Origin of the sequence: Mycobacterium sp. 1245852.3 (assembly GCF_001669335.1) — a bacterium.
GTDB lineage: Bacteria > Actinomycetota > Actinomycetes > Mycobacteriales > Mycobacteriaceae > Mycobacterium > Mycobacterium europaeum_A.
Genome location: NZ_LZLL01000638.1, coordinates 1 through 8,861, shown reverse-complemented (window position 1 = coordinate 8,861; position 8,861 = coordinate 1). Strand labels below are relative to the sequence as shown.

The following is an 8,861-nucleotide window of genomic DNA, read 5'->3' as shown; positions in this document are numbered from 1 at the left end:
CCAACGTCGGGCGCCATCGCCTTCGCCGAGAAGCGCCCGCCGAAGTGGACCGGCACCTAACCCGCGAGCAGACGAAAAACCCCCCCCACGCCGGGCGTGTGGGGGGTTTTTGCGTCTGCTCGCGGTACTAAGCCGTCAGATAGCGCTGCACAGTCGGCCCCAGCCAGGCGACCAGGTCCTCGACGGGGGTCGACGCGAGTGGCTCGATCTTCAGCTGGTAGCGCGCGAAAGCCAGGCCGGCCAGGTGGCTGGCCACCAGCTCGACACGTAGCTCGGCATCGGCCACCCCGAATTCCGTCGCGACCCGCTTGGCGATCGGGCCGGCAAGGCTGTCGTGCAACACCTTTCGCGCCTCGGGGTGGATCGCCGCCGAACGCCACAGCGTCAGGAACGGCTCGAAGACGGCGCCTTCCTCCCAGTGCTCGAGGAAGCGCCGAACCAGCCTTTCGCCGATCCGTTCGGTCCCGTCGTCGAGCAGCGTGGCCAGCTGGTGCAACGGGTGCTCGGGACCGGTCAGCGTGGACGCGGTGAACAGGCCTTCCTTGTTGCCGAAAAAGTAGTAGACCATCGCGACGTCCACACCGGCGTCGGCCGCGATCGCTCGGACGGTGGCCCGCTCGTACCCGTCGCGCATGAAGCGTTCGCGCGCCGCATCGATGATGCGCTGTCGGTTCAGTTGACCGGTGCGCCACCGGCCCGCGCGTCGCGCTTCTGGCATGCGCGCCAGAATACTTCAACAAGCGTTGGCAAATGCCGACGCGCGGCGTACGTTAGTTGTTGAACGGAGGTTGAAGTATTCGACCGAGGAGGTCTCCCATGGTGACGAGCACGCGCCGACGCCTTTGGTGGCGGCACCTGATGTCTGTCCTGCTGTTTCCGGTAACGGTGACGCTCGTGGTGCCGGCCTTGATCGTCGGCCCGGCCGGCGTGCACGCTCCGCACGTGGACGCCGCGCTGAGGGCCGGGCTGATCACCGCCGGCTGTCTGCTGATCGCCGCCGGCGTGGCCCTGATGATCTGGACGAACGTGCTGTTTGACCGCGTGGGCGAGGGGACGCTTGGGCTGGGCAACGTGATGGGGGAGCCGGTCCATCTGGTCGTGCGGGGCCCGTACCGGCACGTGCGGAACCCGATGATCACCGGTGTGCTGTGCATCCTGCTCGGCGAGGCGGCCGTCATCGCGTCGGTTCCGTTATTGCTTTGGTTCGCAATATTTTTCGCGTTCCAGGCGCTCGCAATTCGGTTCTGGGAGGAGCCCCATCTCGCCGAGCGCTATGGCGGTGAATACGCCGACTATCGAAGCAACGTGCCGCGCTGGATCCCGCGAGTCTCGGCCTGGGATCCGCCCGCTCGTCGCTGAGTCGGTGGGAAAGCGCGGCCTTGTCATGGGCGCCGACGGACCCGCCCGTGACCAGGGCGCCCGTCGCCCGGCAAGCTCGAGATCGGGGGGCAACCCGGCTGAGTTACACTGCAGGCGAGATCTGTAAAGGGCCGGGAATCCAGAAAGATCGAGGATGAGCATTTCGTTGCTGCTGGAGATGGCCGCGTCGGGCAACGCCGAGCGCACGGCCGTGGTGTCCGGGGACCTGCGACTGACGACGCAGCAGCTCAGCGATCTCGCCGACGGTGGCGCGGGGGTGATCGCCGCGTCGAACGCCGGGCACGTCGCGTATGTGGGCACCGGCGGCGCGATGCTGCCGGTGCTGATCTTCGCCGCGGCGCGCGCCGGGGTGGCCTTCACGCCGATCAACTACCGGCTCTCCGCCGACGGCATCCGGGCGCTGATCGAGCGGCTGCCCGAGCCGTTGGTGATCGTCGACGGTCGCTACCGCGACGCCGTCGGCGATGTGTCGGACCGCGTGATCGTGTCCGACGATTTCCTGGAGGCCGCGCGCACCGCCGAACCGGCGGCCGAGTTTCCCGACCCGGACTCCGTGGCGATCGTGCTGTTTACCTCCGGCACCACCTCGCAGCCCAAGGCCGTCGAGCTCTCACACAACAACCTGACCAGTTACATCACCGGAACGGTGGAATTCGGGGCGGCCGAAGAGACCGACGCCGCGCTGATCTGCGTGCCGCCGTACCACATCGCCGGGGTCAGCGCCGCGCTGTCGAATCTGTATGCCGGCCGCAAGATGGTGTACCTGCCCAATTTCGATGCGCGGGAATGGGTTCGGCTGATCAACGCCGAGAACGTGACCACCGCGACGGTGGTGCCGACGATGCTGGACCGCATCATCACCGTGCTGGACAACGGCGACGGGACGGCCGTCGAGCTGCCGTCGCTGCGCAACCTGGCCTACGGCGGGTCCAAGGTCGGTCTGCCGCTGGTGCGCCGCGCGCTCGAACTGCTGCCCAACGTGGGCTTCGTCAACGCTTACGGCCTGACCGAGACGAGCTCGACGATCGCGGTGCTGACGCCCGACGACCATCGCGCCGCGCAGGCGGCGTCGACCCCGGAGGCCGCCCGGCGGCTGGGGTCGGTCGGCCAGGCGGTGGCGGGAATCGAGCTGCAGATCCGCGACGAGGCCGGCAACGTGTTGCCGCCGGGTGAGACCGGCGAGCTGTTCGTGCGCGGCGAGCAGGTGTCGGGCCGCTACACCGGGATCGGCTCGGTGCTCGACGAGAACGGCTGGTTTCCCACCAAGGACATCGCCATGCTCGACGACGAGGGCTACCTGTTCATCGGTGGGCGCAGCGACGACACCATCATCCGCGGCGGGGAGAACATCGCGCCCGCCGAGCTGGAAGAAGTCCTGGTCGAGCACCCGCAGGTGCGCGATGTCGCGGTGGTCGGCGTCGAGGATCCGCAGTGGGGCCAGGCGATCGTCGCGGTGGTGGTGCCGGCGGCGGGCACCGACCCCGACCCCGAGGAATTGCGCGAATTCGTCCGCAAGAGTTTGCGCGGTTCGCGCACTCCCGACGAGGTAGTGTTTCGCGACGAGCTGCCCACCACCGCGACCGGCAAGGTCTTGCGGCGGGAGATCATCCAGACCCTCACCGGATTGCGCGCCGCACCGGCCCAGCAGTAAGCGATCAAGGACGGAAATCAATGATCAAGAACGGAACTCGTCTCGCCAGCCAGGTGTGTGACACTCAGGTGATCGTCGTCAGAAGCGCCGACAGCCTGGACGACTTGCGGTGTGGTGGAGTGCCGATGGTGCCGGTCGGTGGCGAGCGGTCGGGCGAATTGGACCCGGCGTTCGCCGACGGCACGGTGATGGGCAAGCGCTACGTCGACGAGACCGGCGCCGAGGTGCTGGTGACCAAGCCGGGCGCGGGCAGCCTGAGCATCGGGCAGACCGCCCTGCAGCTCAAAGAGGTCAAGCCGCTACCGGCCAGCGACTGAGCGGGTCAGCGCGCGGCGTCCTGCTTAGCCGGAATCTTGTTGCGGGCAACGAATTCCTTTGCCTTGATCAGGAATTCGAGCTGCTCACCGACCTGGTGCAGCGGGCCGGCGTTGCGGGTGGAGCGGGAGAGCACGATGGCGCCCTCCAGCGCGGCGATGGACATGACGGCCAGCGAGGCGGCGTCGGCGTCGTCGAAGCCGTCGTTGACGAACGCGCGGGTCAGCGCGGTGCACCAGCGGCCCAGGATGGCGCCCGCTTCGGCGGAGAGCTTGGGACCGTCGTCGTCCGAACAGCCGATCGCCGCCGCCACGACCGGACACCCGGCGGTGAAACCGCCGTCGGTGAGCAGCCGCTCCCAGAACCCGACGAACTCGGCCAGCAACACCCGGGCGCCCCGGCCGGCCGCGTCGTCGATCATGGCGGTGATGGAGTCACCCGAGTAGCGCAGCGCTTCGGTCAGAATCTGGTTGCGGCCGTCGGGAAAGTGGTAGTAGACCGAGCCGCGCGGGGCGCCGCTGCGGGCGAGCACCGCGTCGATGGTCACGCCGGCCGCGCCGCGCTCGCGCATCACCTCGGCGGCGCTGGCCAGCATCTTCGTGCGGGTGCCCCCGCGTTGTGCCCGCGCCTGGTCAGGCGCGGCTTCACCGATAGTCGGCGTGGGCGTACCTCCCATGGCTCGGGTCATGCCGCGTGCGAGTGGCGCAACGCCGGCCAGTGCATATGACGTGGGCTGAAGCGGAATGTGCGGCGCCGCAAGTCTGGCATCTCGCGGGTGTACTGATAGCCGGCGACGTTGAGCTCGATGATCCACATGATGTTCTCCCGGCCTGTGTGCGGCCCTAGATTATGCTATGAACCATATAAGACATCCGTAAATTAAGCAATTTCTCAGGCGAAGTGTGACGCACACCGCACAAATGGCGGGTGGACGGGGCCGCGAACCGCAGCCGCGGATGCATATCGGCCGCAAAAATATGCCCTATTGCATAATGGCTAGAGCTCCGCTGCGATGGGCGCATGGTCCGCCTGAACCGGCCGCACAAACGCAGCGCCTTCGATCGTGCGATGCTGACGGCGCTGTCCGAGCATGTAATCGTTCGTCGAACACGCCAGGCCCGCTTCGTGACGCGCTAAGACCGGAACGCCGAACGTGCACTCACGGCGAAAAATCGGCAGAAAAACGCCCTGAGTGCACGTTCGGCAGGTAACGGCTCACCCCTCGATGGTGTGGCCCATCGGCATCAGCACGCTCTTTTGCTGGGTGAAGTGCTCGACGCCCTCCGGCCCGTTCTCGCGGCCAATGCCGGAGTTCTTGTAACCGCCGAACGGGCAGCACGGGTCGAACGCGTACCAGTTGATGGCGTAGGTCCCGGTGCGGATCTTCTCCGAGACCTCGATGCCGTGTTGCACATCGGCGGTCCACACGCTGCCGGCCAACCCGTACACCGAGTCGTTGGCGATCTTGATCGCGTCCTCTTCGGTGTCATAGGGGATGATCGACAGCACCGGCCCGAAGATCTCTTCCTGGGCGATCGTCATCTTGTTGTCGACGTCGGCGAAAACCGTTGGCTGCACGAAGAATCCGCTGTCCAGGCCCTCCGGGCGGCCGCCGCCGGTCACCAGCCGGGCGCCCTCCTCGATGCCCTTGGCGATGTAGCCCTCGACGCGGGCGCGCTGCTTCTCCGAGATCAGCGAGCCGATCTGGGCGGCCGGGTCCGACGGCAGGCCCACCGGCAGCGCCTGCACGAAAGTGCTTATCGCGTCGACGATTTCGTCATACCGCGAGCGCGGCGCCAGGATGCGGGTCTGGGCCACGCAGGCCTGCCCGGTGTTCATGATTCCGGAGAACACCAGCATCGGGATCGACGCGGCCAGGTCGACGTCCTCGAGCACGATGGCGGCCGACTTTCCGCCCAGCTCCAGGGTGCACGGCTTGAGCATGTCCGCGGCGCGACGGCCGATCTCCTTGCCGACGGCCGAGCTGCCGGTGAAGGAGAAGATGTCGACGTCCGGGTTGGAGGTCAGCGCCTGCCCGGTCTCGATGCCGCCGGGCACCACCGAGAGCACGCCCTCGGGCAGCCCGGCCTCGGCGAAGGCCTCCGCCAAAGCGTTTGCGCTCAGCGGGGTTTCGGCGGCCGGCTTGAGCACCACCGTGCAGCCGGCCAGCAGCGCCGGGCCCAGCTTGTTGACGGCCAGGAACAGCGGCACGTTCCACGCGACGATGGCGCCCACGACGCCGATCGGCTCGCGGTGCACGATGCTCTGCCCGTAGCCGCCGGTGCGGACCTCTTTCCACTTGACCTGGTCGACGGCCGGGCCGGCGAAGAAGTTCAGCGCGCCGATCGAGCTCATCCAGTGCATGGTCTCGACGCTGGTCGGCGGCTGGCCGGTCTCGGCTGCGAGCAGCTGGGTGAACTGGTCCTTGCGCTCCTCCATCAGCTTGAGCGCGTTGGCGATCACGGCCGCGCGCTCCTTGGGCGGGGTGGTGGGCCAGGGGCCGTTGTCGAAGGCCGCGCGCGCCGCGGCGACCGCGGCGTCGACGTCGGCGGCCGCGGCCAGCGGCACCTTCCCGACGTATTCACCGGTGGCCGGACAGTGCACCTCGATGACATCGGAAGTGGACGGTTCCGTCCACTTGCCGCCGATGAAAAGCTTGTCGTATTCGGTCTTGCTCTCGGCCATCTGCGCCGCTCCTCCTCATTGCTCCGCGCTGCATCGTCGCCGGCGCGCATGGGCGCCACCCTACCCAAGCCGGGGCAAAACGAGAACACGTTTCACTCTTGGGGTTGCAGGACCAGCACGAGATTGCTGACCAGGAACTCGCGTAGCAGCGGCACCGAGGTCAGCCACCACGCCCATCGTGGGTGGTAGCGGGGAAATGCGGCCAGGGTGGCGCCGGTGCTGATCGCCCAGTCCAAGCCGTCGGCGGCGGACACCTCGAACAACGACGACCCGTAGTTGTTTTTGGGCGGATGGCCGTGTTTGCGGGTGTAGCGCGCGGCGGCCCGGGCACCGCCCAGGTAGTGCGTCAGGCCCATCTCGTGGCCGCCGAAGGGGCCCAGCCAGACGGTGTAGGACAGCACGGCCAGCCCGCCCGGCTTGGTCACCCGCAGCATCTCGGCGCCGAGCTGCCAGGGCCGCGGCACGTGCTCGGCGACGTTGGAGGACAGGCAGATGTCCACGGAGTCGTCGGCGAAGGGCAGCGCCATGCCCGAGGCGCGCACGCACGGCGCCGCCCCGCGGGCGGCGGCCGGCCCGGCGTGCATCTCGCCGGGGTCGGGTTCGACCCCGATATAGCGGATTCCGGCCTCGGTGAAGGCCGTCGCGAAGTAGCCGGGGCCGCCGCCGACGTCCAGCAGCGTACGCCCGGCCGCGGAGTCGCCGTGGGTGCCGCGCCATAGATCGCCCACCATCGCCGCGGTATCGGCCGCCAGGGCGCCGTAGAACCGGGCCGGATCCGACTGCTCGTGACGAAACTCCGACAGCAGCCGCACCGAGCGGGTCAGCGTCGCCCGGCGCGCGAAGAGGTCGGTGGCGCCCACCGGCCACACCCTACGGATGTGCTGACGTGCCCGGCACGCATCGCCGCCGGTTAGGCTGGCGACCGATGTCTTCCTTGCGCTCCGTGCTGCTGCTGTGCTGGCGCGATACCGGGCACCCGCAGGGCGGCGGCAGCGAAGCCTATTTGCAGCGCATCGGCGCGCAGTTGGCCGCCTCCGGCATCGCCGTCACGTTGCGCACCGCCCGCTATCGCGGCGCGCCGCGCCGCGAGGTGGTCGACGGCGTGCGGATCGACCGCGCCGGCGGTCGGTATTCGGTGTACGTCTGGGCGTTGCTGGCGATGGCCATGGCCCGGCTGGGGCTCGGCCCGCTGCGCAAGGTGCGGCCCGACGTGGTCGTCGACACCCAGAACGGCCTGCCCTTTTTGGCCCGGCTGATCTACGGCCGCCGGGTGGTGGTGCTGGTGCACCACTGCCACCGCGAGCAGTGGCCGGTGGCGGGCCCGGTGCTCGGCCGGCTCGGCTGGTTCGTCGAGTCGACGCTGTCGCCGCGGGTGAACCGGCACAACCAGTACGTGACGGTGTCGCTGCCGTCCGCGCGCGACCTGGTCACCCTGGGCGTCGACGGCGCCCGTATCGCGGTGGTGCGCAACGGCCTCGACCGGGCTCCGGCGCAATCCTTGACCGGCCCCCGCTCGGCGGCGCCGCGCGTGGTGGTGCTGTCGCGGCTGGTGCCGCACAAGCAGATCGAGGACGCCCTGGAGGCGGTCGCGCGGCTGTTGCCGCGGATACCGGGTCTGCACCTGGACATCGTCGGCGACGGCTGGTGGCGCGACCGGCTCGTCGAGCACGCGCAGCGGCTCGGCATCTGCTCGTCGGTGACCTTCCACGGCCACGTCGACGACCTCACCAAACACCATGTCCTGCAAGGGGCTTGGGTGCATCTGCTGCCCTCCCGCAAGGAGGGCTGGGGCCTGGCCGTCGTCGAGGCGGCCCAGCATGGGGTGCCGACCATCGGCTACCGATCCTCGGGCGGCCTGTCGGACTCGATCGTCGACGAGGTGACCGGGATCCTGGTGGACAGCCACGCCGAGCTGGTGGATCGGCTCGAAGAACTGCTCGCCGATCCGGTGCTGCGCGATCAACTGGGCGCCAAGGCGCACACCCGCAGTGGCGAATTCTCCTGGACGCAAAGCGCCGACGCGATGTGCGGCGTGCTGGAAGCGGTGCAAGCCGGCCGCACGGTCAATGGGCTAGTCACCGGGCCGGGCTGAACGGGTGCGGCGCCGCCACGCGCCGATCACCGCGCCGGCGCCCCCGCCCAGCAGCAGCGCCAACCACGCCAGATGGGCGATCACCGTCACGGTCCGCTGCCCGGCGGCCACCGGGGCGGTCCGCCCGCCGATCCGGTAGAGGGCGATCTCGCGGTCCCGATAGACCGGCGCCAGCGCCCCCAGGGTGCGGGCGGCCGACCCCATGTCGCCGGCGCTGTCCGATTCGACCACCAGCCAGGCCACGCCGGCCGCGGCCAGCGCCGCCGGGTCGGGGCCGGACAGCAGCAGCTGCTGCACGGCCCGGGCGTGCACGCCCTCGCCGGCGATGGTGGTCCCCGAGATCACCAGGTCACCGGTGCTCAGCACGTCGGCGCGCACCCAGCGGGGCAGCGGATCCAACACCGGTGCCGCGCCCGACCAGGAGAACAGCCGCATGGTGCCGGCGGGTAACACCGCTATCGATCCTGGCTGCGCATTGACCGCCGCGGCGACGGCCGTCCAGCCGCGCGGATAGCGCACGGGCGCCACCTTGCCGAACACTCCCCAGCCCAGGTCCGGTAGCGCCAGCAGCAGCGCCAGGCAGCAGACCAGCGCCGGGGCGGCGGCCCCAGGGAGTCGCAGTCGGCGGCGCAGCGTCACCACCGCGCCGGCGCCCGCCAGCGCGTAGCCGGGCATCGCCAGCGCCACCCACTTCTGGCCGTCGCGTAGCACCCCGAAGCCGGGCACGGTGGTCGACAC

General features: G+C 69.4%; 9 protein-coding genes and 1 pseudogene. 4 read left to right on the top strand and 6 right to left on the bottom strand.

The genetic code is table 11. The features are described from left to right. Nucleotides 1–127: 127 nt before the first annotated feature. Nucleotides 128–718, bottom strand: coding sequence for a TetR family transcriptional regulator (locus A9W96_RS29830; protein ID WP_067144742.1), 591 nt, complete (start codon nucleotides 716–718; stop codon nucleotides 128–130). 98 nt (nucleotides 719–816) lie between these two features. On the opposite strand from A9W96_RS29830, the gene A9W96_RS29825 reads away from it, so the two are divergent. From A9W96_RS29825 to A9W96_RS29815, 3 genes are all read left to right on the top strand, one after another. Further along, a complete protein-coding gene (locus tag A9W96_RS29825) occupies nucleotides 817–1,359 on the top strand; it encodes an isoprenylcysteine carboxylmethyltransferase family protein (protein WP_067144740.1) in 543 nt (180 codons plus the stop codon). A 154-nt stretch (nucleotides 1,360–1,513) separates the two neighbouring features. Continuing rightward, on the top strand, nucleotides 1,514–3,031 hold the full coding sequence (locus A9W96_RS29820; RefSeq protein WP_067144737.1) for a class I adenylate-forming enzyme family protein: 1,518 nt from the start codon (nucleotides 1,514–1,516) through the stop codon (nucleotides 3,029–3,031). Between the two features lie 20 nt (nucleotides 3,032–3,051). Beyond that, entirely contained in the window at nucleotides 3,052–3,348 is a 297-nt protein-coding gene (locus A9W96_RS29815) for a hypothetical protein (RefSeq protein WP_066866008.1), read from the top strand. A 5-nt stretch (nucleotides 3,349–3,353) separates the two neighbouring features. On the opposite strand, the gene A9W96_RS29810 is transcribed toward A9W96_RS29815, so the two are convergent. The 4 genes from A9W96_RS29810 to A9W96_RS29800 form a co-directional block, all read right to left on the bottom strand. After that, nucleotides 3,354–4,022: a TetR/AcrR family transcriptional regulator gene (locus A9W96_RS29810; RefSeq protein ID WP_231999961.1), complete on the bottom strand. Its 669-nt coding sequence runs from the start codon at nucleotides 4,020–4,022 to the stop codon at nucleotides 3,354–3,356. A gap of 8 nt (nucleotides 4,023–4,030) precedes the next feature. Further along, entirely contained in the window at nucleotides 4,031–4,162 is a 132-nt protein-coding gene (locus A9W96_RS33115) for a hypothetical protein (RefSeq protein ID WP_255361682.1), read from the bottom strand. A gap of 399 nt (nucleotides 4,163–4,561) precedes the next feature. Further along, a complete protein-coding gene (locus A9W96_RS29805) occupies nucleotides 4,562–6,031 on the bottom strand; it encodes an aldehyde dehydrogenase (protein WP_066866004.1) in 1,470 nt (489 codons plus the stop codon). Between the two features lie 92 nt (nucleotides 6,032–6,123). After that, complete coding sequence (locus A9W96_RS29800) at nucleotides 6,124–6,891, bottom strand: class I SAM-dependent methyltransferase (RefSeq protein ID WP_066866057.1); 768 nt, start codon at nucleotides 6,889–6,891, stop codon at nucleotides 6,124–6,126. Between the two features lie 65 nt (nucleotides 6,892–6,956). Here A9W96_RS29800 and A9W96_RS29795 point away from each other — a divergent pair, with 65 nt between their 5' ends. Further along, nucleotides 6,957–8,123 (top strand): glycosyltransferase family 4 protein, encoded by a 1,167-nt coding sequence (locus A9W96_RS29795; RefSeq protein WP_066866001.1) that lies wholly within the window; start codon nucleotides 6,957–6,959, stop codon nucleotides 8,121–8,123. Here A9W96_RS29795 and A9W96_RS29790 read toward each other — a convergent pair. Further along, nucleotides 8,103–8,861 (bottom strand): annotated as a pseudogene (locus A9W96_RS29790) (hypothetical protein); the annotation flags it as partial. The gene A9W96_RS29795 and the pseudogene A9W96_RS29790 sit on opposite strands and share 21 nt — an antisense overlap.

Bases quoted from the DNA above. Each gene is read 5' to 3' on its own strand.
- A9W96_RS29830 (WP_067144742.1), bottom strand. From the start codon at position 718: ATGCCAGAAGCGCGACGCGCGGGCCGGTGGCGCACCGGTCAACTGAAC.
- A9W96_RS29825 (WP_067144740.1), top strand. From the start codon at position 817: ATGGTGACGAGCACGCGCCGACGCCTTTGGTGGCGGCACCTGATGTCT.
- A9W96_RS29820 (WP_067144737.1), top strand. From the start codon at position 1,514: ATGAGCATTTCGTTGCTGCTGGAGATGGCCGCGTCGGGCAACGCCGAG.
- A9W96_RS29815 (WP_066866008.1), top strand. From the start codon at position 3,052: ATGATCAAGAACGGAACTCGTCTCGCCAGCCAGGTGTGTGACACTCAG.
- A9W96_RS29810 (WP_231999961.1), bottom strand. From the start codon at position 4,022: ATGGGAGGTACGCCCACGCCGACTATCGGTGAAGCCGCGCCTGACCAG.
- A9W96_RS33115 (WP_255361682.1), bottom strand. From the start codon at position 4,162: ATGTGGATCATCGAGCTCAACGTCGCCGGCTATCAGTACACCCGCGAG.
- A9W96_RS29805 (WP_066866004.1), bottom strand. From the start codon at position 6,031: ATGGCCGAGAGCAAGACCGAATACGACAAGCTTTTCATCGGCGGCAAG.
- A9W96_RS29795 (WP_066866001.1), top strand. From the start codon at position 6,957: ATGTCTTCCTTGCGCTCCGTGCTGCTGCTGTGCTGGCGCGATACCGGG.